This is a genomic window from Simiaoa sunii, assembly GCF_014337175.1.
GTDB classification, from domain to species: domain Bacteria; phylum Bacillota; class Clostridia; order Lachnospirales; family Lachnospiraceae; genus Acetatifactor; species Acetatifactor intestinalis.
In genome coordinates this window covers 938865-959824 of sequence record NZ_CP060633.1, presented here as the reverse complement: position 1 = coordinate 959824, position 20960 = coordinate 938865, and the positions used below count along the sequence as shown (strand labels likewise).

The following is a 20960-nucleotide window of genomic DNA, read 5'->3' as shown; positions in this document are numbered from 1 at the left end:
GCCTCCTGCCTATAACAATTTAAAATTCAATATTGACTATGGTATCTGTATCAAGCTCACTGACCAGTTTCAGACGCAGTTCATTCAAGTATTTGTCTACATCTTCTGTATTTTCCAGTCTCCATGAAGCAGTTTTCGTAATACTCTTAATGGATACATTCTTGGTCTTTTTCACTTTTTCGACCTTTTTCTGCACTTCAGCTTCAATCTGAGCCTGATCCACATTTCCGACTTCTTTTGCCTGTGCTTCCAGTCTCTTGCGGACTTCTTCAGCTTTCTTTAAGGCAATATTCTGATCTGTCTGTGTCATTTCATTTAACAGACGAATTTTCAGTGTTTCTGCCCTGTCAGCATAACTTCTAAGTACTGATACATTCGTACAGCCTTTCGCCGCATTCGTGATTTCATCAAACAATGCTGAATAGCTGCTTCTCTTGGTTTCCGCATACTCTTTGGTATTCAGCACATCAAATACTCGTTTCTGTGAATCATATACAGAATCCAGCACCGGCTTTAGCTGCTCATCCAGTATGTCTGAATATACATCGCTGAACTTTTTCAGTAGTTCCGGCAATTTCGGAATATCACTATATGGAGACTGCTTTTTTACAATCTCGCTAATCTGAGCAACAATATTTTCCAGATTTTCATCTACGATGTAAGTCTTACTGTCATCATATTTACTCAGATACAATACCGCTTTATCAAAGATTGTTTTCTGCTCGCTGTTGAAGAATGCTTTTACGGGTTCATAGTCCTCTGCGAAATCAAGCAGATCATCCTGTTTCTTTGCAACTGCCTGGAAAAATTCTGTCGGTGTCTGTATCTGTACCAAACCAAAAAGGAGTTTTCTTCCGTACTCTACGATATGTTTTCCCGGATACCTGGTACTTTCATAGCGTACTTCCAATTCTCCAAGTGTAGATGTCAGCTTCGTTGCATAAGTTACAAAGGCGTTCATCATCGTATCCTCATCATCTGAATTTCCGGTTGCACCGAACAATTCCTTCATGACATCCTTTGTGACCTTTTTCTCTTTTTCTGATACGCGGATTTTCTGCTCCATCATCAGCTTGTCTACATAGCTCTTTTTCGTGATGTAATTGATGATCTCCTCTGCTTCCTTGTTGTGTGTCGATACCGAAGATCCATTCATATAAAATGCTAAATCACCTCTACGGAACAGTTTTGCTACAAGCCAATGTACATCATCTTCTACGAAGCCATAAGGTGCTTTCATAAATCTGTCCTTAATACTCTTCATAGAAGTTTTCATGTGCATACGAGTGTTATCTGCAACATAGCTCAATACATCATCCAATGCATGAATATTTGGTTCTGTACCGCCTTCAAGGTTAAGTGAAATCTGGTTTGAGGTCTTAAAAACTTTGCGAATATCATCCTCACCGTATGCTGCATCAATATAGGACAGCTTATGATATACAGTCGATATCAGTCTGCCCAGTGCTTCATTGATGCGAGTGGATACCTCTTTGGCATTGATCTGTGCCTTATCGCCATTGACATATATATCAGCTTCTTTTAAGCTCTCTGATAAATATAATCTCGCATTCGCATTGCGCTCACGCATCTCCAGACGCTTACCCTCTTTGATTGTCTCATACTGTGGCAATGCAGAAGATGTGTTCAAACGCAGGAATTTCTCTATCTTCAAATATCTCTGTATCTCGTCCATAAATGCCCTATCATCCGGCAAAACCACAAGTACCTCTCTGCCCTGTCCGGATACCATGCGAAGGGTAGTTTCATCTGTTCCCATATCCGCCGCAGGTGTTAAGATATGTACACCAATATCATAGTTCTGATTTGCCTTATATGGTCTGTCATCCACAGTAGAATTGAAAGGAAACGCATATCTGCCATTAAATGCCGGATAGCGGTACTTCTTATCTGTGAAAATGTCCTCAAAAATCATCTCAGAAGCCTTGTTGATTACTTCTGCCATTTCCACATTCTGGCTCTCGATTTCACGATTGATCTCCTGCTCTTCATCGGTCAGGAATACATAAATTTCCCCATTTCTCTGCACAAGCATCTGACGCACCAGCACGTTCAGAGCATCCTCTACTTTTGCTTTCAGCTCAATACGGTCATCATCAATATCGGAAATCATAAGGCTTGTGATGTTATCAATGTTTGCCTCAATAACATTATTAACATATTTGATCATGAATAATGTTTTCAATACATTGATTGCAAATACATCTTTTGTCTTGTGATCTGGATTGATAAAGCCGTTGTCATAAGCCTTGATGATAACTCCTCTATGGCTGTGGTCTAAGAAATTCTCCAGTGCATCATAGAACGCATGGAACGGAATGAGTGTGCCTTCCTCATGCTCCTTATAATCCATTGCAGACTCTTTGAACATGGCAAGCATGGAACGTTCACCCTCTGACAGATGTTTTCCGGATGCACCGTGGGTACGGATAGAGGTCAATACACTTGCAAGGAGATTGAACTGATATGGCACAAACGGATAAACCAGTGCAAAATCATTTTCATCTGCATATAATTTCTTTTCTACACCATCATTGAACACAATCTTATTTTTGATTGTGGTTGCTTTCTGGTCATAGAGCAGACGCAACATCTGTGCTGCAGTGTCCTTTTTATCCAGAATACGCTTCTTGATAACTTCATCCACGTTTGCAGAAGAAAGAGAAATCCTTGTATCAAATCGTCCCTGAATCTTAGAGAAATCATTACCCTTTACCTTAGTAATGGAATCAATGTCCTGCTGGCTTGTTACGATCACCCATGCTTTACCATTGCACTCTTTGCCCAATTCCTCACGAACAGTCTGGAGATTTAACATAAGGTTCGAATCGTCTCCGATATACTGTCCTACTTCATCCACAAGAAATGCCACATGATGATTGTTGCCCTTGCGGTCAATGTATGCTTTTACACGCTTTGCAAAATCCTCAATGCTGATCTTGTATGGCTCTGCTGCTTTCTCGCACCAGTTTCTTGCGGCAGCTTCACTCATAAAATCCATATCTATCAAAGTATCTACAATATCATCCTGTATGAAATCGAAGTCCTGTCTGGAATCTACCCACGCATCTCCATAGTTTTCTTCAAACTTCTGCTTAAATTCTTCATACTTGCCTTCTTCGTTTAATCTTCGCTCCAAATCAGCAAGAAATGGCATTGCGCCACAATATCCCTGCATCTCATTGAATACCTTTAAGAACACATTCACAATCGCGTCTTTATTCTGTTTGCTGTTGGAATCGCTCTTAGAATCAATGTTGAAAAGAACAACATCGGTCGGTGTGTTTGCGGCAAGCTGCATATCCGCAAGTACCATCGGATCAGCTATTTTATTATCGTCCACAAAATAGTCGATTGCTTTCTTGCCTGCAATCTCTTTATTCTCCAGAAGGTAAGACAGGATTTTTAAGAAATGAGATTTACCACTTCCAAAGAAACCGGAAATCCATACACCTGTTTTTGATGTATTCCCTGTGATTCCGGTCTTATATGCCGCAAAGAAATCTGCAAAATGCTTCTGTAATTCCCTTGTAACAACGTATTCTTCTAACTCCTGCTTGACATTGGCAGTCTCGTCCTGCCCCACAATAATAACGCCCTGCAAATCACGGTCTATCGGTTTTGCAAACATTTCTCTTATCTGCATACTACATACCTTTCCTTTCATCCGTTCTTAGAAAAAAGCTGTTTTGCGTTTTTCCGTGTGAAGCGTCATGCTTCACGCTGTTATCGTACCAGCCGGAATGCCCGGTAATAATTATCTTCGTGAACTTCGTTGAATATGATGAGTTCCTGTTCGGTATAGGTTCCCGGATAGAACAGCACCATAGGCACCTTTGCAAAATGCTGTGGCATATTGTAAAGAATTTTGTTAAACACCTCTGGTGATTGTAGCAACGGATAGCATTTTCCCACTCCTGTCAGAAACACTACGGAATTTTCCGATGTATGCTCTGCAATATATTCCACAATCATGTTATCCTTATCAGTGATTTTAAGAGAACGCTGTATTGCGGATGCAACCTTTACAATACCCCTCTTTTCTTCCATCTGATAACATTTTTCCATGAAATTTTTATCCTGCAAATGTGCTATGAGCAGATCATATAAATCATATACAAACAGTTCAAAGCCATCGGTTCCTCTGGAATTTTTATTTTTCAAGTATTCTATTCTATCACGGACAATCAGCTCATGCTCCGGAGCATAATCAAATACCCAGTAATTGACCTCATTTGCCTTTCCTGTGGTATCACGGAACTTTGGTTCCTTGATTTTTGCTTCCATTTTGTCCAGTCTTTCTTCTATGCTTGCCATTATCGTACCCCCGTAAGTGCTTTTGCGATTGGTTCCATGTCGTGATCAAAAAGCCAGTGTTCCATAACCGGATCAAGGATTGGCTTTAAGATAATACGAGGAGTTCCCTTATCTGTCATACCGGATTCAAAAAGCATGGTCTTATATGTTTTGCCAAGACGATTCAGTGTCGCATCCGTCCACTTTGCAACCTTCTCGTCCTGCAACTGTTTATTCTTAAAAAATATACTTATATCACTATCAGAAAACTCATTGCTCCCAATGATCATTTTCTCTCTTACGATCTCGTACACAAAATCAAAGAAAAGTGTGTCATGAGCCATTGCACCTGCTAATGCAAACAACTTCTGTGTCGCAAGGTCACTTTCCATAAATACCGGATAAAAGGACGTATCAAGTGCCTTTATTCTTGCCGATACCGTAGAAAATATCTGACCTGCACGAAGTGTAGTCGGTGCGCCAAAGAGATTTTCATTCTGATTCTTTTCCTTGATTTCATCCAGTGTCATGCCCTCAGACAAGAACTTTACCACTGTCTTAAATTCCATGAACCAAAACGAAAACTTCACTGCTCCTGCGCTATATTCCCGTCTCTTCATTTTTTCGCACCTTCCCAATATTATTTCTCGTTCTCTGCCGGGAGTACATCTAAGATGTCATCCATCGTACAATCAAGTGCACGACATATTCTAGCCAGAACATCCAATGAAACATTCTCGTCCTTTGCCATTTTTGCCATGGTACTGGTAGCAATACCAGCCTGCTCACAAATATCTTTTTTCTTCATTTTACGGTCGATCAACATCTTAAAAAATTTGTTATATGATACGTCCATACATTTCTCCTTTGCAGATTCTGTGGAAGTACAAAATCAAAATTGACATAAAAACTCAAATAAAGTATATCATAAATGTATTTGCATTTCTACGAGAACTCGTAATTTTTTTTGAGAAGTGTGCATGCAAAAATCAAGCAGCAAATCATTTCTGACCTGCTGCTTTTCCCTATTTCACCGCCGGGCTCTCCAATACCACCGCATGTGCGATTCCCGGCACGCTTTTCCCTTCATTAAAACTGGTCTTACTGAGCAGGGCTCCGGTGGGTAGGAAGAGGACTTTTTTCCACTCACCGGATTCCAGCATCGGCAGAATATATGCTGCCAGAGTCACGGCGCTGCAGCCGCAGCCGCTGCCACCGGCATGGGTGTCCTGGGCATCTGCATCAAAGATCTCAATGCCGCAGTCCATGTGTCTGCCGGCAATATCAATCCCCTTCTCCCGCAGCAGATCGATCAGCACTGTCTGTCCCACGCTTCCCAGATCCCCGGTGATGATCCGGTCATATTCCTGTGGCTGCACATGAAAATCCTCCAGGTGGCGTTCTATGGTATCTGCGGCGGCAGGTGCCATGCAGGCCCCCATGTTCATGGAATCCTTGAGTCCATAGTCCACGATCCGCCCGGGAGTCATGCCGGTGATGTGAGCTCTGCATTTCTGATTCAGCCCCAGGGCAAAGGCTCCGCTTCCTGTCACCGTCCAGCTGGCAGACAGAGGTCTCTGGTTCCCATAATCTAACGGAAAGCGGAACTCCTTCTCCGCACTGGCGAAATGGCTGGATGTCACGCAGACCACATGCTCCGCATAGCCTCCCGCTGCCATCACAGCTCCCAGTGTCAGCGCTTCCCCGCAGGTAGAGCAGGCACCATAGACTCCGAACAGGGGAATATTGTAAGCGGAAATGCCGAAGGAAGTGGCAATGCACTGTCCCAACAGATCACCGGCGAAGAGATACGAGACATCCTCTGCTTTCCACCCGGCCTTTTCCATGACCATATAGACTGCATCCTTCTGAAGATTGCTTTCCGCCTCCTCCCAGGTCTTACAGCCGAAGAGATCATCCTCTCCCACCATGTCAAACAGGGCTCCTAACGGTCCCTCGCCTTCTTTTTTCCCTACAATAGCGGCACCGGCGATCACACACACCGGCTGCGCCAGACGGATACTGCTTCTTCCCACTCTCTGATTCATAATTTCTCCTTCCATGCGATAACACTGCATTCTTTTTTGTCAGTGTTCCCGCATTGTGGAAAAATTATGATTCTAACAGTTTAGCCATGAACATATTGTGAAACACAAATCATGCTCGCATGATTTTGTGAGCAAATATGTTCATGTGTTGAGCGCCGGTTCATGAGCAAAGGCCGACACGAAGTGACGGAAAAGTGCGCTAGCACGGCTTTGCGAATGGTGCTGGCTAAACTGTGATCATAAAAAAATCTCCTCCAGCGCCCTGATCACCTTCTGCAACACCTCATCCTCCATATCCGAATAGTGGATGACCAGGATCCCCCGATATCTCTGTGCATCCGCAAAACAGTACTCCGACAGACAATTCACCAGAATTCCCCGCTGTCTGGCAGCCCACTTGATCTCCACATCACTTAAATCAGTTCTTATGTGCAGTAGAAAGTGCGTCCCCGCATCATCCTGGTATATATGGCTGATCTGACTTAAGGGTGACTCCCGAAACAAACGGCAGATTCGCTCCCGCTGCCCTCTGTAATCGTTGATCAGTCTCCGGATATGCCGTTCAAAATATCCCTGCTCCAGAAATGCCGCCATGGCATATTGTTCAAAACCGGATACCGTGCAGGAATAGAAATTCATGGTGGAAATATACCGTTCCATCAGCTTCTCCGGCAGCACCATATAGCCGATACGTAAGGACGGTACCATAGTCTTGGAAAAAGTATTGATATAGATAACTCTGTGATTCCGATCCATGGACTGCACGGAAGGGATAGGTCTGCCCACCATGCGGAACTCACAGTCGAAATCATCCTCCACGATATAACGCTCCGGCTCCTCCGCCGCCCAGCGAAGCAGCTCCTGCCGTCTTCCCACCGGCATGACCAGTCCGATGGGGAAATGGTGTTCCGGCGACACATGCGCCACAGTAATGCCCTTTTGCTTCAGCTGTTCCACCTTCATTCCCTGTCCGTCGATGTCTACATAATCCCATGCCACGCCGCCCACCTCATACAATTTCGTGATCTTGCGGTAGCCCGGATTCTCCACGCCGAATTTTGCATTTTTCCCAAGGAGTTGTAACAGACGGCTGTAGAGGTATTCCGTTCCGGCACCCACGATAATATGATCCGGCGATACCTGCATGCCGCGGTACCGGTACAGATGCTCGGCAATCGCCACTCTTAATTTTTCCACCCCATTAAAAGGAACTGTCTTAAGCAGAGACGTATCGTAATCCGTCAGGGTCTGACGCATGATCTTCGCCCAGGTGGCAAAGGGGAACTTATCGTATTGAATATTATTCGCCGTCAGATCCGCCAGATATTCCTCCTCACGGAAGCGGGTCACAAAGGAAGCATACGCCGGAGCAGCTGTGTTCTTCACCTCCAGACGATTGACAAAATATCCTCTCTTCTCCTCCGACCGGATATAGCCTTCCAACAGCAGCTGCTCGTAGGTATTTTCCACCGTCTTGACACTGACCTGTAAGTGCCCGGCAAACGCCCGCTTCGAAGGAAGCTTCTCTCCGGCTGTCAGACGACCGCTTAAGATGTCAGCCTTCATCGCTTCATATAAGTATTCATACATGGTTTTTCTGCCACGGGCAGTCAGGTCATAGGTCAGCATCTGGTATCCTCATATTTTCTTATTTTGGTTATTTAAAAGAAGTCAGTTTTTATTATAATGAACTCATAAAGCAAATGCAACAAACAAAAAAAGAGCAATCAAGGAGGTTATACTATCATGGGCGTATATGCAATCACCGGCGCATCCAGCGGAATCGGCGCCAAGACAAAAGAACTGTTACTTCAAAAAGGACACGAAGTCATCAACATTGATCTGAAAGACGGCGACATCTGTGCGAACCTGGCCACGCCGGAGGGAAGACAGACTGCTGTAGACAAACTGCACGAGCTGCATCCCGAAGGTCTCGACGGCATGATCTGTAATGCCGGTGTCTCCGGTGCCTGCGGCAATCTGGAGCTGATCATTTCCCTGAACTATTTCGGGACCGTAGCCGTTGCAAAGGGCGTCTATGACCTCCTTCAGAAAAAGCATGGCAGCTGCGTAGTCACTGTATCCAACACCATTTCTCAGGGTGCCGGACGGAAAGATATCGTAGATCTGTTGAATAACATCGGTGATGAAAAGAGAGTATTAAGCCTGGTATCCTCTATGGATTCCACCAACCTCTCCGTAGGCAACAGCCTCTATGTATCCACCAAGTACGCTCTGGCAAGATGGGTCCGCAGAGTATCCGCTACCTGGGCAGCCAACGGTGTCCGCATCAATGCGGTAGCTCCCGGCAACGTACATACTGCCATGACCGCTACCATGAGTACCACCGCAAAAATGGCGCTGAACGCTCTCCCTATTCCCACCAAGTACGGTCAGGAATGTCTGATGGCACCGGAAGAGATTGCGGAAGTTATGGTATTTTTAGCTTCCGATTCCGCCAGAGGCGTCAACGGCAACATCATGTTCGTAGACGGCGGTACCGATGCACTGTTAAATTCTGAAAAGGTATATTAAGGAGGAACACACTATGAGACCCATTGAAAAATATGTAGAAGCTATGGAAAATAAAGATTTTGCCGGACTTGCAGAGTTGTTCACTCCCGACGGCATTCTGTGTGACTATTGTACCACCTCCGCTTCCCAGCAGGAGTATCATATCTACGGAAAAGAAGCCATTAATATGTTCTTCCGTAATAAATTCGGCTTCCGCCGTTACTCCATTTTAGATGCTGAGGTCGTTAATGACGAGCAGGCAGAATTCATTGCCAATTTTGGTGGCTACAACATCATGGCTATCGCCACGGTCCGTGAGACCGATGAAAACGGTCGGATCCAGAGACTGACCGTCAGACCGAAATAAATTCACCTATCCCTTATTCTTTTCTCTAATATTGCAGTAGCCCCGGCTGTCCGCTCGGGGCTACTGGCTTATAGAAAATTTGATTTGCTTCTGTTACTCCGGTGCACTTCCCGAGATCACATAATTAGTCACGGCATACAAAATTTCTCCGTTATATTCCACTCTCGACCAGCCGGAGGCTTCACTGTATCCGGTACGATGCAGGTTGGTACCATTCCGCACCTGGGTACGCACAGTACTCTCCCCCTCGCTGGTGCTGGGTTCTGTCCGCAGGTTGATCAGATCCTTGGGGGTAATGTAGTCATCACAATCCACAAATACGATAACTCTGCCGTCCTGAGTGCTGACACGATTCGGGTTCGACGGTTTTTCCGGAGTCTTGTACGCAAGGTCCGTGGTCAGATACGCTGTCACCGCATATACCGTCTGCCCATTGTATTCCAGTCTGGACCAGCCGGTGGAATCGTTTCTGCCGGTACGGACCAGCGTCTCTCCGTTTTTCAGCTGTCCCACCACATTTCCTTCGTCTCCGGTATAGGGAGTACTGCGAAGGTTAATTACATCTTTGGCGGTGACGGTCTCGTTCACATCTCCGAATGTCATGGCGTTTCCTTCCGCAAGAGCATTTCCGGCACTATTGGCATTGGGGATCTCCGTAGCCGCCGGTTCCTCTGTCGGCTGTATTGTTGCTTCCGGCGTTGCTGCCGGGGTTGCCTGTGGAGTCTCTGTCGGCGTTGCCGTAGGCTCCGGTGTGGAAATCGGTTCTGTGGACACCTCAGGTGCCATTACCGTCTCCTGGATACCTGCAGCCTCTGTCGTCTGTGCTTCCGTTGCTGTCACCAATGCGTCGCTGTCTCCCGCTCCCCCGCTATGGCTGCTTAATTTCCATAGTGGAATGCAGATCAGGATCGCCAGGATCATCATTCCCGCAAACACCGGGATCATCCATGGTCTGAAGCGGAATACCACCTCTTCATCCTCATCAAAATCATCCTCTTCCCGGTACTCTTCATAGTCCTGATCCTCCGCAGGCTCATTTACAAGTTCTTCATAATCAAAGCTATTTCCTTCCGGCTCTCTTTCCGAACTTCTGTTATCTTTCTTATCCATGGTGCATCCTCCTTCCGCCGTCATTAAGCTGATTATATACTCTCATCTTTTGCAAAACAAGTCTCTTTTCCTGTCTTTGCAGGTATGTTATACTGATCATAGTATTACAAAATCTGCTCAGGAGTCATTCCCCTTATGAAAAATAATTTTGCGAAATGGAAACCATATATTTTCCTTGCGATCCTGCTACTCAGTCTGATCCCTCTGATCTGGCTGGGACGCTACAATTATCCCACCGGCGACGATTATTATTACGGTGCGGAGACTCATCTGGTCTGGCAGCAGACAGGGAGCATCATACAAACGCTTGACGCTGCCTGCGCAGGTGTCGCAGACAGCTATCAGATCTGGCAGGGAACCTATTCAGCGCTTTTCCTGATGTATCTGGCACCCAATGTATTTTCCAATACCGCCTATCATCTGGTGACTTTCGTGATCCTGCTTTTATTGTGCGGAGGTATTTTTTATCTGCTGTGTCCTCTGTTCCGCCGTTTTCTGCCGGGAACTTGCGGAGAATGGATCACCGTTTCTTCCATTCTCAGCTTTCTGTGTATTCAGACAGTGGAATTTCAATGTGACAGCTTCTACTGGTACAATGGCTCCATGTATTACACCGGTTTCTTTGCCGTGACACTGTTTTTCCTCGGCACACTGTTTCGCTACCTGGACAATGGAAAGCGGATCCTGTTGCTTCCACTACTCCTGTTCGCTGTCTTTTTGGGCGGCGGCAACTATGTTTCTCTTCTTCCCTGTATGCTTCTGTCAGTAACCATAACACTTCTGTTACTGTTACAGAAAAATAAAAAAGCATATATCTGCGGGATTACTTCTGTCGTTCTCCTGTTGTCCTTCGCCGTAAGCGCCATAGCTCCCGGCAATCACGTACGTCAAAGCGGCATGTGGAAGATTCCTGCCTGGAAAGCGATTGCAAAATGTCTGTTACAGGGCATCCGTTATACCCTTGCCTGGACGGGATTGTGGTGGGTGCTTGCCGCGCTGCTTCTGCTGCCGGTCTTCCTGCGGATCCTGCAGAAGAAAAACGGAGCATTTTTCTCCCACCCTATTCTGTTTACCGGTTATGCTTACGGACTGTTCTGCTCCATGTCCTGTCCCCTGTTCTATACCATGAACTCCACGGGACCGGGCCGGGCGGTTGCCATCGTCTATTATATGTTCCTACTGATCAGTTTTACCGTATTCTTCTATTGGATCGGCTTTGTGCTTCTGAAAATGCAGGCACGACCGAACCCCCCGGAGAGAATAGAAGTCTCAGGAAAGCTTAACACCGCTCGTTATCTTGCTATGGCAGTTCTGTTATTCAGCATCCTCTGTACCGGATTGTGGCAGGAAACTTCCGCCATGAAAGCCATCCGGGTACTGACAGATGGGGAAGCCGCTGCCTACGCCGCGGAATACGAAGACCGTCTGCTTCTCCTGAATGATCCGGAGGTTACGGATGTGATACTGACACCGTTTACGCATCAGCCGGCGTTGATCTATACCGGTGATCTCCCCGGTGACCCGGAAGATCCCACCAGCAGGAAGGTCGCTCAGTATTTCCAAAAGACATCGCTGTATGTCAATTACGGCAACAACTGATAATAAATGGCCTGCGTATTCAGTGTATACAAAAAAGGACGTCTCCGATCTCCGGAAATGTCCTTTTCCTAAATAATTCGTCTTTATTGTCCTTCGTATTTCTCGCTCTGCATCCGGATCAGCTCTGCATCCTCAAAGTAGTTGATACGCATTGCACTCTTCACCTCAGCCAGAGTCTGCGCTGCCACTTCACGTGCCTCATCACTGCCTTTTTTCAGGATATCATAAACTGCGGGAATATCCTTCTCCAGTTCTTTTCTGCGGTTACGGATCGGTTCCAAAGTCTCCTGCATAACATTATTCAGGAACTTCTTCACCTTCACATCTCCCAGACCGCCTCTGGTATAGTGTGCTTTCAGTTCGTCCAGATCTGCATAATCCGGCAGATATCTCTCAAAATGTTCCTGCCGGCAGAAAGCATCCAGATAAGTGAATACGGTGTTGCCTTCCAGGTGTCCGGGGTCGCTGACTAACAGATGCTCCGGATCGGTGTACATACTCATGATCTTGGTGCGCACATCATCTGCACTGTCTGACAGGTAGATGCAGTTACCCAGGGATTTGCTCATTTTTGCTTTACCATCGATGCCGGGCAGTCTCTGGCATGCTTCGTTCTCAGGTAAAAGTGCCTTAGGCTCTACCAGTACCGGTGCATATACGGTATTGAACTTGTGCACGATCTCTCTGGTCTGCTCGATCATCGGCAGCTGGTCACCACCTACCGGAACAGTCGTTGCCTTAAACGCAGTAATATCAGAAGCCTGGCTGATCGGATAAGTAAAGAAGCCTACCGGAATGCTCGCTTCGAAGTTACGCATCTGTATCTCGCTCTTAACAGTCGGGTTTCTCTGTAATCTGGCTACGGTCACCAGATCCATATAATAGAAAGTCAGCTCACACAATTCGGAGATCTGAGACTGAATGAAAATCGTAGCCTTAGCAGGATCCAGTCCACAAGACATGTAATCCAGTGCCACTTCGATTATATTCTGGCGCACCTTCTCGGGATTCTCGATATTATCCGTCAGAGCCTGTGCATCTGCGATCATGATAAAGGTCTTCTTATATTCGCCGGAATTCTGCAGCTCCACACGTCTCCTGAGAGATCCAACATAATGTCCTACATGTAGTCTGCCGGTGGGTCTGTCGCCCGTTAAAATAATCTTGTCCATTTCATCCTCTCAATCCGCCGCCAAAGCAGCTATACATCATTAAATTTATCATACCATTTTTTCCACAGTAGTACAACGGGTCCGAAAAACTTTTTCCTACCTTTCACTCTACCTGCACTCGCCGCTGCGCAGGGATTTCACCAATAACGGTATCTCGAACAACAGCATCACGATCCAGCCGATCATGTTGGCCCACGCCAGACTGGCGAAGTCCATATGCAGCAGACGCAGCATCACGAATACCGCCACAACTCTGCCCAACATATTCATAAAGGTGCTGTACAGTGTCACCTTCAGATCGCCGATGCCACGGAAGAATCCCTGGATTCCGTTGGTCATTCCCGGCAGGATATACATCCAGGAGATCAGGTGCAGATAACTGATTCCGAGAGATACCACCTGCGCATCCCCATCCTCGGCGAACAGAGTCATGATCTGCCAAGCCAGGCCCCAGATCACCGCAAACAAACCGATGGAATAGACCAGCTCGATCAACAATCCTGTCTGAAAACCTTTCTTCATGCGCTCTTTGTGTCCGGCGCCCTTGTTCTGCGCCAGGAAAGTCGTCATGGCATGTCCGATGTTCTGCTGCGGCGTATAAGCGAAATCATCCACGCGGTTCACTGCGGTAAATGCTGCCATAACCGCCACACCCTGAGTATTGACTACTGACTGAATGATGAGCTTGCCCAGCTGTAAGCATACCTGTTGCATGGCACTGGTGCTGCCGTAGCTGACAGTCTTACCAAGCAGGCTCTTATCAAAGACCCACCACTTTTTCCCAAGGCATAACAGTGGAATCTTTTTCTTGATATAAATGCCGCACAGCAGGCAGCACAGACCCTCGCTGCACACTGTGGCAATGGCACTTCCCGCCACGCCCCATCGTAATACCACCACGAAGAACAGATCTCCGAAAATGTTTAAAAAAGCACTGGTTACCAGAAAATACAACGGTGTCTTACTGTCTCCCAGCGCCCGCATGGTGTTCGCCAGGAAATTATAGATAAATGTAAATATCAGTCCCAGGAAAATGATCCGAAGATATACCGCGGCTTCCGGAATCGCAGTCTCCGGCACCCGGATCAGCCGAAGCACCGGTGTCGCAAGCAGCAGCATGAGCAATGAAAATACCACAGAGAATCCGCAACCTGCCAGCATGGTGGTGCTGATCTGCTTCGACAGAGTATCATAATCCTTGGCACCATACTGGGAGCTCATTAAGACGCTGGCTCCCATGCACATTCCACTGATCAGTAGGATCGCTATATTCATGATCGGTGTGGAAGTTCCCACTGCTGCCAGTGCCTGCTCTCCCACGTATTTTCCTACGATCACGGAGTCCGCAGCGTTGTAGGTCAGCTGAAACAGATTGCCCAGTACCAGGGGAATCGTAAACGATACTAAAGGCAACAGTATCTTTCCCTGGGTCATGTCATGTTTCTCTATCGTACTCATTGCCTATTGTTGTCCTTTCGTTTTCATTTTCTCTAAGGATGGGCTCTTCTGTTTTTCTATAAGTGTCTCTTCCCGATCTTGTTCTGCTTCTTCCATGCTGTCCTCTGCACCGGACGCCTCATTGCCGCTTACAGCGGGCTGGCTTCTCTGCTTCTCATCCATGCTGTCACTGTTTTTTGCCGCCTGCAGATTCCCTGTAACAGCGCCATCCGCGTCTGCCGTCACCTCCGTCACAGCACCTTCCGGCATATCTGCGGTCACTTCTGCCATCTCCGCCTCTTCTGCGGCATTCTCTGCCTGCGCCGCTGCAAAATTTTCCGCCGGTGCCGCACTTTCTGCGCCTGCGCTGTATGCTGACTGCGGTGCCGCCGCGTCATTGCTTGTACTGTCTGCCATTTTGGAGCTGTTGCGTACTGTCACAAACACAGCCCCCATGGTCACGAAGCAAAGACAGGCTGCCGCAATGCGGGACACATAGTATAGCGGAAATCTGCGTATTTTCCCATTTGCTTTCCGCTTTTCCACACCTTCATTCTGTTCACTCCGATGCAGTAATTCCTCCTCCACACCGGACAGGGCACGGAACAATTTTTCTTCTTTTTCTCTGTTTTGCTCGCTCATCTTCTCTTCCTCTTACAAGACAATCCCCTGCTGCTCCAGATATTTCTGTAGCTTTTTCCTCGTGCGGAACAGGGATGTCTTCACCGTATTCAGATTCATGCCATAACGCTCTGCGATCTGGGCATACTCCTCCACGAACCAGTACCTTCGTAAAAAAACATTACATTCCTGTTCGGAGAGCGTATGCAGGAAAGCATTGATGCTCCGCTCTAACTCCGCTGCTTCCACAATACTTTCCGTATCGTGAGCTGCGGGAATGCATTCCGCCAGTTCATCCAGTGCCATATCCATCGTGCCGTTTCCCCGCTTCTGTGCATGACGCCCCTTCCATCTATCAAACGACAGATTGCGGGTAATTGTTCCCAGAAACAGCTCCAGACGGTTCGGTTTTTTCGGAGGTATGGCATTCCATGCCCGCATCCAGGTATCATTCAGGCACTCTTCCGTATCCTCCCTGTCATGCAGGATATGGTAGGCAATGCTGTAACAATATTTTCCGTAACTTTTCTGCGTCTCTGCGATTGCCTGCTCATTCCTCGCCCAGTACAGTTCCAGTATCGCTGTATCTTCCACAGGCTCTCTCCTTTCCAGAAAGGGCACTGCCACAATTATGTAACAGTGCCCCCTTGCTCTTTCTCTATTTATCCCGCCTATCCAAATTAAAGCTGGAATTTCTTCGCATTTGCATTCAGCGAATCCGCAATTTCATTCAGCTGTATGGTAGCCTGTCGGCAATCCTCCACGATCTCCGCCAACTGATCCATGGTAGCTGCGGTCTCTTCGGTGCTTGCCGCATTGTTTTGGGAGATCTCGGTAAGTCCATCGATCTTCTCCACCACATCCGTCTTATAACTCTCAATATGATCCAGCTCGCCGGAGATCACATTGATCTCACCGACTACCTTCTGAACCTCCTGGTTCAGGGTGCTGAAGACATTCAGCGTGGTACCCAGCTTCTCATTCTGCTGATGGATCTCACCAACCACACCGTTCATGATCTGAACGCTCTGGTTGGAATTGCTGATCAGGTTCTCCACGATGCCGCGGATCTTGTCTGCGGATTCCTTGGACTGGTCTGCCAGACCACGGATCTCTTCCGCTACGACTGCGAATCCTCTGCCCATCTCACCGGCTCTAGCCGCCTCAATGCTGGCATTTAATGACAGCAGGTTGGTCTGGTTCGCAATACCTGCGATGATATCGGTAGCTGCCTGAATCGCCTGTGCGGACTCGTTGGTGATATTGGTCTGCTCCTGCACCTGATCCACCGACTGCTGTGTATGAGAGCTGATCTCCAGCAGTTCCTTCAGGGTGCTGTCCACAGTAGCATTGCTTTCCTTCATGTTGGCAGCACTGCTGCTCAAAGCATTAACACTGTCTGCCGTACGGCCCAGTGCATCGCTCATCTCGCTCATGCTTTCGCTGACTTTCTGGGTATCCGCCGCCTGTGTGGTAGCTCCCTGGGCGATCTCATTCACTGCTGTATTTACAGAAGAAATGGACTGTCCGATGCTGTCAAAATTGCTGGTGAACGTTCCCGTAAACTCATTCATATCCAGCATGGAGTTGTGAATATCCTGAATAATACCGGAGAATCCGGTCACTACAGAGTATACGGCCCGTGCACTCTTACCCACTTCATCACTGCGGTTTAACAGCTTATCGGGAACCTTGAAGTTCAATTTACCCTCCGCGATCTGATCCAGGTTACCTACTACACCCAGTAGTGCTTTGGAGATCATACCTACTACAGTAAAGGTGGAGACACAGAATACTGCCACAAGGATCAGAATCGCTATGGCTCTTCCGGTTACGATTCCTTTGTAAAGTGCATTCACTTCCCTTACCGGCATACAGGTAGCCAGAATACCCACAACCGTGCCGTCCGTATTTTTTAAAGGTGCCAGATATGCATAACATCCGGTATCACCCAGCTTCAGGGAATTGGAAAAATAACTTTCTCCACCCAGTACCTTAGAAGCCACCTTCTCACTCAGAGTGATGGTATCTCCGGTCAGATTGGTCACAGCCAGATCGCTGCCCCAGAACAGTGCCACATCCACACCGGCATTCTGTTTGAAAGCATCGAGTACCTGCTTATTGTCCGTAAGATTCAATTCCCCCTTATAAAGTGCTCCGTCCTCGTATGTAAAGTCCCCGGGAGCAGAAGTGTTCAGGCTCATTTCCAGTGCATATTCCGTTGCTGCCAGTTCATGCTTCATCATCGCGTCGGAAATTCTGTCCCCTGCGGAATTCAAAGCCAGGATGGCAATGACTGCGATCGCCACAAGCGGTACCAGTACAATCGCCAGGATCTTGACTACCATATTAGCTCCCTTTTTCCCCTTCAGGCGCTTAGCTTCATCCATACCTGTCCCATTTTCCCCTTTGATCTGTTTTTTGCTTACCTCTTCTGTCATAAATAAAGCAACCTCCTTTGTAGTCTTAACAGTCCATGCATAATAGAATTATACCGCACTGTTCATAAAAAAGCTATGCTTTTTCTGCAATCAGATCTTTAATCACTTCGCCTGCGAGAATCAATCCCGCTACGGACGGCACAAATGAAATACTGCCGGGGATAGCTCTTCTGTCCGTGCATTTATGAGTGGTACCCGGAGGACAGACGCAGTCTGTCTTACAGCTGTTTTCCATATTTTCCAGCGGCTTCACCGGATTTTCCGTAGAATACACCACCTTCAGCTTCTTCACACCGCGCTTTTTCAGTTCTCTGCGCATGACTTTCGCTAAGGGACACATAGTGGTCTTGTAGATATCCGCCACATGAAACTGCGTGGGGTCTAATTTATTGCCGGCTCCCATACAGCTGATAACAGGAACGCCCGCCTCCTTCGCCCGCATGATGATCTCCAACTTGGCAGTCACGGTATCCACCGCATCCACCACGTAATCGTACCGGGTAAAATCAAACTGGTCGGCAGTCTCCGGCAGATAAAAGCATTTGTGCACCGTAACAAGCGCCTCAGGATTGATGGAATGCACCCGCTCCTCCATGACATCCACCTTGTATTTGCCGATGGTCTTCCGCGTGGCAATGATCTGACGATTAATATTCGTCAGACAGACCTTATCGTCATCGATCAGGTCAAAGGCTCCCACGCCACTGCGCGCCAGAGCCTCCACCACATAACCGCCGACACCGCCGATGCCAAAGACAGCAACTCTTGCATTGTACAGGCGCTGCATGGCTTCCTTGCCGATCAATAATTCTGTTCTGGAAAATTCATTTAACATTTCAGTTCTCCTACTAATCTACTGGGAATACTCTCGTAAGAGTATATCACAACTTTACAGATTGTCATAGAGTCCCTGAATAAAATTTTTCACCTGCACATTATTTTCCGGTGTGGTGTCTTCCAAAGTCGCATGGATAAAAGGTTTGCGCTCCTTCATGAACTTCAGCACGGATGTGTAATCCATCTGTCCCAGACCGCAGCCTACGGATCTAAGCTTCCCATCCTCGGGGATAAAATCCTTGAGATGTACCATTGCTACATCCTCACCTAACAGATCGATGGCTTCGTCCACGATTGCCACCTGATCCTTATAATTACAGTGATCCAGCAGATTTACCGGATCCAGAATGATCTGAAGGTTGGGCGAATTGATCTCATCCAGCACTCTTCTCGCTCTGGCGGGATTGTAGACAATATGCTTCCATACCGGCTCGATGGCCATGACCACACCCATCTGCTCGGCATATTTTACGACGGGACGTAAGTTGGTGATAAAGGTCTGCAAAGCCTCTTCACCATGGCATTCGGGTACTGCGGTATAAGTCTCGTTGGGAGCACCTGTCTCGCTTCCCACCACACCGCAGCCAAGCCACGAAGCAAAACGGATATGTGCCATATAGCGGTGGGTGATCTTCGCAAGCTGCTCCGAATTGGGATTTGCCAGGTTCAGGTAGCATCCAAGTACCGCAACATCCACCTGATTTTTCGCAAATACATTTTTCATATACATGGCAAGTCCCGGGGTCAGTGCCTCATCGGTAGTGGGAAACTCGGTGATCACCTTACCGGGTGCCAGATGTCCGCAGGCAAAGCCAAGCTCATGGACATTGGCAATACGTTCCTCAAAAGGAAGCTTTTTCGTATCATGTAAACGGATTCCTAACTGCATAATTTCCTCCATTTCAGGTTCAGGTCTGATCTTCCTGATCCTGCTTATTCTCAGCGTTTTATCAGTTCATCCACGCCTTCCAGCTCGTAAGCCTCTCCAACCTGTCCTTCGATTTTTACGTTATCCAGGGTCAATTTTGCAACATTTCTTGCAAAAAGTCCTCTCTTACTGCTTTTTTCTACACCATCCGACATGGCAGGTACATCACATTTTGCATCCTCGGCATAGCTGATGAAGATGTCCTTCATGTAGATCTCCTCAATCTTCTGCTCCGGAAGTCCGTCAAAATAAGCTGCTGCCACATGGCAGTTGGTGCAATCCATATTTTCAAATACCATCTTTTTCACCTGCGGTGTTCTGTCATCCACAGGGTAGACATCTCTGGACTGGACATAGGTGGTCTTGCCGTCGGGATCGCAGAAGTAGAAGCAGTTGACCACAAGCGGTGTCATCACATGATCCAGGGTCAGATTCCGGAAAATAATGTTGCTTAGAATCGCATCTTTTCCTCTGCCGCGGCGGGTCTTGATACGCAGGCCTCTGTCCGTATGACGGAAAATGCAGTCCTCCACCGTCAGATTCACCACGCCGCCTGCCATCTCGCTGCCCAGAGTCACAGCACCATGACCGTTCTCCATCAGGCACTGGCGGATGTGGATGTTCTCGGAAGGAGTCTTGTGCTTTTTGCCCATGTAGATTTTGCCGCTCTTGACTGCGATACAGTCATCTCCCAGGGAGAAACGCACGCCCAGGATCTCCACATTTTTGCAGGACTCGGGATCCAGTCCGTCGGTGTTGGGAGAATCGCTGGGATTCTGCACGGTCACACCGATGAATTTCAGATCGTTGCTGAAATAGGGATGCAATGTCCAGGAAGGCGAATTGCAGAAGGTCACTCCCTGTAAAGTCACATTTTTACATCCGCTGATGAAAAACAGTCTGGGGCGGAACGCAATGTTCATGACCTTGGGATCCTTCCACCAGTTTTCCTTAGAAGCGTTGCCGTTGATCTTACCCTGTCCGTAGATCACCACGTCTTCTGCACCGATACCGCAGATGATGCCGGAGAACATAGGTAAGGGATTCCCCTCCCATGTGCCGAGATTGTACTCGTCGGTCTCATCATAGCTTTGTAGCATGCCGGGGAATGTGGGGAATTTTTCTCTGTCGGTAAATGCCTTAAGCTCCGCACCCTCTGCCAGTTCGATACGAATGTGGCTTTTTAAGAACAGGCTGGTAATGCGGTAGGTTCCTGCGGGAAAATACACTCTGCTGTTCACCGGGCATGCCATGATGGCAGCCTGGATAAAGTGGGTATCGTCGTGCTCACCGTCACCTTTGGCACCGAATCTGGTCACATCCAGGGTCACATACTCATAATCTGTCTTGAAAGATACTTCACCCTGCTTTTCACCATTCACGTAAGCTTCCACCACATATTTCTGATCCGGCTTTAAATCAAACAGGGAAGTGATAGTCTTCTCTGTAGTGAGGGTGGGCTCACCGTTTAATCGTAATTCTATGGGCTGTTTTGTAAAATACCTGCCGCCGTCTGCGATCTCTATAGTCACACTACGGGCAGTATGCATAATATGTCTGATTTCCATG

General features: G+C 47.4%; 18 protein-coding genes. 3 read left to right on the top strand and 15 right to left on the bottom strand.

Annotated features, from left to right (window positions below):
* Positions 1 to 19: 19 nt before the first annotated feature.
* The 6 genes from brxC to pdxR form a co-directional block, all read right to left on the bottom strand.
* Entirely contained in the window at positions 20 to 3667 is a 3648-nt protein-coding gene (brxC, locus tag H9Q77_RS04465) for a BREX system P-loop protein BrxC (protein WP_249326641.1), read from the bottom strand.
* Positions 3668 to 3747: 80 nt separating this feature from the next.
* Positions 3748 to 4338 carry a DUF1788 domain-containing protein gene (locus tag H9Q77_RS04460; protein WP_249326640.1) on the bottom strand — a complete coding sequence of 197 codons (591 nt, stop codon included), beginning with the start codon at positions 4336 to 4338 and terminating at the stop codon, positions 3748 to 3750.
* On the bottom strand, positions 4338 to 4937 hold the full coding sequence (locus H9Q77_RS04455) for a DUF1819 family protein (RefSeq protein WP_118545513.1): 600 nt from the start codon (positions 4935 to 4937) through the stop codon (positions 4338 to 4340). Before H9Q77_RS04455 ends, H9Q77_RS04460 begins: the two co-directional genes overlap by 1 nt.
* Before the next feature lie 20 nt (positions 4938 to 4957).
* Entirely contained in the window at positions 4958 to 5173 is a 216-nt protein-coding gene (locus tag H9Q77_RS04450) for a helix-turn-helix domain-containing protein (protein WP_118545511.1), read from the bottom strand.
* A gap of 169 nt (positions 5174 to 5342) precedes the next feature.
* Positions 5343 to 6365 carry a stage V sporulation protein AD gene (locus H9Q77_RS04445; protein WP_249326639.1) on the bottom strand — a complete coding sequence of 341 codons (1023 nt, stop codon included), beginning with the start codon at positions 6363 to 6365 and terminating at the stop codon, positions 5343 to 5345.
* Positions 6366 to 6602: 237 nt separating this feature from the next.
* Entirely contained in the window at positions 6603 to 7994 is a 1392-nt protein-coding gene (gene pdxR, locus H9Q77_RS04440; protein ID WP_249326638.1) for a MocR-like pyridoxine biosynthesis transcription factor PdxR, read from the bottom strand.
* A gap of 117 nt (positions 7995 to 8111) precedes the next feature.
* Between pdxR and H9Q77_RS04435 the strand changes: the two genes are divergently transcribed.
* Both H9Q77_RS04435 and H9Q77_RS04430 read left to right on the top strand, forming a co-directional pair.
* Positions 8112 to 8900 carry an SDR family oxidoreductase gene (locus H9Q77_RS04435; RefSeq protein WP_148446130.1) on the top strand — a complete coding sequence of 263 codons (789 nt, stop codon included), beginning with the start codon at positions 8112 to 8114 and terminating at the stop codon, positions 8898 to 8900.
* Positions 8901 to 8913: 13 nt separating this feature from the next.
* Entirely contained in the window at positions 8914 to 9246 is a 333-nt protein-coding gene (locus H9Q77_RS04430) for a nuclear transport factor 2 family protein (RefSeq protein WP_022153538.1), read from the top strand.
* Between the two features lie 93 nt (positions 9247 to 9339).
* Here the strand turns inward: H9Q77_RS04430 and H9Q77_RS04425 are convergent, their stop codons facing one another.
* Positions 9340 to 10356: an SH3 domain-containing protein gene (locus H9Q77_RS04425; RefSeq protein ID WP_022153539.1), complete on the bottom strand. Its 1017-nt coding sequence runs from the start codon at positions 10354 to 10356 to the stop codon at positions 9340 to 9342.
* Positions 10357 to 10491: 135 nt separating this feature from the next.
* On the opposite strand from H9Q77_RS04425, the gene H9Q77_RS04420 reads away from it, so the two are divergent.
* Positions 10492 to 11955: a hypothetical protein gene (locus tag H9Q77_RS04420; protein WP_249326637.1), complete on the top strand. Its 1464-nt coding sequence runs from the start codon at positions 10492 to 10494 to the stop codon at positions 11953 to 11955.
* Between the two features lie 83 nt (positions 11956 to 12038).
* Here the strand turns inward: H9Q77_RS04420 and trpS are convergent, their stop codons facing one another.
* From trpS to H9Q77_RS04380, 8 genes are all read right to left on the bottom strand, one after another.
* Positions 12039 to 13127 (bottom strand): tryptophan--tRNA ligase, encoded by a 1089-nt coding sequence (trpS, locus tag H9Q77_RS04415; RefSeq protein WP_022153541.1) that lies wholly within the window; start codon positions 13125 to 13127, stop codon positions 12039 to 12041.
* A gap of 108 nt (positions 13128 to 13235) precedes the next feature.
* Positions 13236 to 14585: an MATE family efflux transporter gene (locus H9Q77_RS04410; RefSeq protein WP_249326636.1), complete on the bottom strand. Its 1350-nt coding sequence runs from the start codon at positions 14583 to 14585 to the stop codon at positions 13236 to 13238.
* A 3-nt stretch (positions 14586 to 14588) separates the two neighbouring features.
* Entirely contained in the window at positions 14589 to 15206 is a 618-nt protein-coding gene (locus tag H9Q77_RS04405; protein WP_249326635.1) for a hypothetical protein, read from the bottom strand.
* Between the two features lie 12 nt (positions 15207 to 15218).
* Positions 15219 to 15779 (bottom strand): RNA polymerase sigma factor, encoded by a 561-nt coding sequence (locus H9Q77_RS04400; RefSeq protein WP_249326634.1) that lies wholly within the window; start codon positions 15777 to 15779, stop codon positions 15219 to 15221.
* A gap of 86 nt (positions 15780 to 15865) precedes the next feature.
* The gene (locus tag H9Q77_RS04395; RefSeq protein WP_249326633.1) at positions 15866 to 17626 is read right to left on the bottom strand and encodes a methyl-accepting chemotaxis protein; all 1761 of its coding nucleotides are present in this window, start codon (positions 17624 to 17626) and stop codon (positions 15866 to 15868) included.
* A 73-nt stretch (positions 17627 to 17699) separates the two neighbouring features.
* Positions 17700 to 18461 (bottom strand): tRNA threonylcarbamoyladenosine dehydratase, encoded by a 762-nt coding sequence (locus H9Q77_RS04390; RefSeq protein ID WP_249326632.1) that lies wholly within the window; start codon positions 18459 to 18461, stop codon positions 17700 to 17702.
* A 54-nt stretch (positions 18462 to 18515) separates the two neighbouring features.
* Positions 18516 to 19352, bottom strand: coding sequence for a sugar phosphate isomerase/epimerase family protein (locus H9Q77_RS04385; RefSeq protein WP_249326631.1), 837 nt, complete (start codon positions 19350 to 19352; stop codon positions 18516 to 18518).
* Between the two features lie 50 nt (positions 19353 to 19402).
* Positions 19403 to 20959: a glycoside hydrolase family 28 protein gene (locus tag H9Q77_RS04380; protein WP_249326630.1), complete on the bottom strand. Its 1557-nt coding sequence runs from the start codon at positions 20957 to 20959 to the stop codon at positions 19403 to 19405.
* Position 20960 lies beyond the last annotated feature (1 nt).

Bases quoted from the DNA above. Each gene is read 5' to 3' on its own strand.
- H9Q77_RS04425 (WP_022153539.1), bottom strand. From the start codon at position 10,356: ATGGATAAGAAAGATAACAGAAGTTCGGAAAGAGAGCCGGAAGGAAAT.
- H9Q77_RS04420 (WP_249326637.1), top strand. From the start codon at position 10,492: ATGAAAAATAATTTTGCGAAATGGAAACCATATATTTTCCTTGCGATC.
- brxC (WP_249326641.1), bottom strand. From the start codon at position 3,667: ATGCAGATAAGAGAAATGTTTGCAAAACCGATAGACCGTGATTTGCAG.
- H9Q77_RS04450 (WP_118545511.1), bottom strand. From the start codon at position 5,173: ATGGACGTATCATATAACAAATTTTTTAAGATGTTGATCGACCGTAAA.
- H9Q77_RS04390 (WP_249326632.1), bottom strand. From the start codon at position 18,461: ATGTTAAATGAATTTTCCAGAACAGAATTATTGATCGGCAAGGAAGCC.
- H9Q77_RS04385 (WP_249326631.1), bottom strand. From the start codon at position 19,352: ATGCAGTTAGGAATCCGTTTACATGATACGAAAAAGCTTCCTTTTGAG.
- H9Q77_RS04445 (WP_249326639.1), bottom strand. From the start codon at position 6,365: ATGAATCAGAGAGTGGGAAGAAGCAGTATCCGTCTGGCGCAGCCGGTG.
- H9Q77_RS04395 (WP_249326633.1), bottom strand. From the start codon at position 17,626: ATGACAGAAGAGGTAAGCAAAAAACAGATCAAAGGGGAAAATGGGACA.
- H9Q77_RS04380 (WP_249326630.1), bottom strand. From the start codon at position 20,959: ATGGAAATCAGACATATTATGCATACTGCCCGTAGTGTGACTATAGAG.
- pdxR (WP_249326638.1), bottom strand. From the start codon at position 7,994: ATGCTGACCTATGACCTGACTGCCCGTGGCAGAAAAACCATGTATGAA.
- H9Q77_RS04460 (WP_249326640.1), bottom strand. From the start codon at position 4,338: ATGGCAAGCATAGAAGAAAGACTGGACAAAATGGAAGCAAAAATCAAG.
- H9Q77_RS04435 (WP_148446130.1), top strand. From the start codon at position 8,112: ATGGGCGTATATGCAATCACCGGCGCATCCAGCGGAATCGGCGCCAAG.
- H9Q77_RS04410 (WP_249326636.1), bottom strand. From the start codon at position 14,585: ATGAGTACGATAGAGAAACATGACATGACCCAGGGAAAGATACTGTTG.
- H9Q77_RS04405 (WP_249326635.1), bottom strand. From the start codon at position 15,206: ATGAGCGAGCAAAACAGAGAAAAAGAAGAAAAATTGTTCCGTGCCCTG.
- trpS (WP_022153541.1), bottom strand. From the start codon at position 13,127: ATGGACAAGATTATTTTAACGGGCGACAGACCCACCGGCAGACTACAT.
- H9Q77_RS04430 (WP_022153538.1), top strand. From the start codon at position 8,914: ATGAGACCCATTGAAAAATATGTAGAAGCTATGGAAAATAAAGATTTT.
- H9Q77_RS04455 (WP_118545513.1), bottom strand. From the start codon at position 4,937: ATGAAGAGACGGGAATATAGCGCAGGAGCAGTGAAGTTTTCGTTTTGG.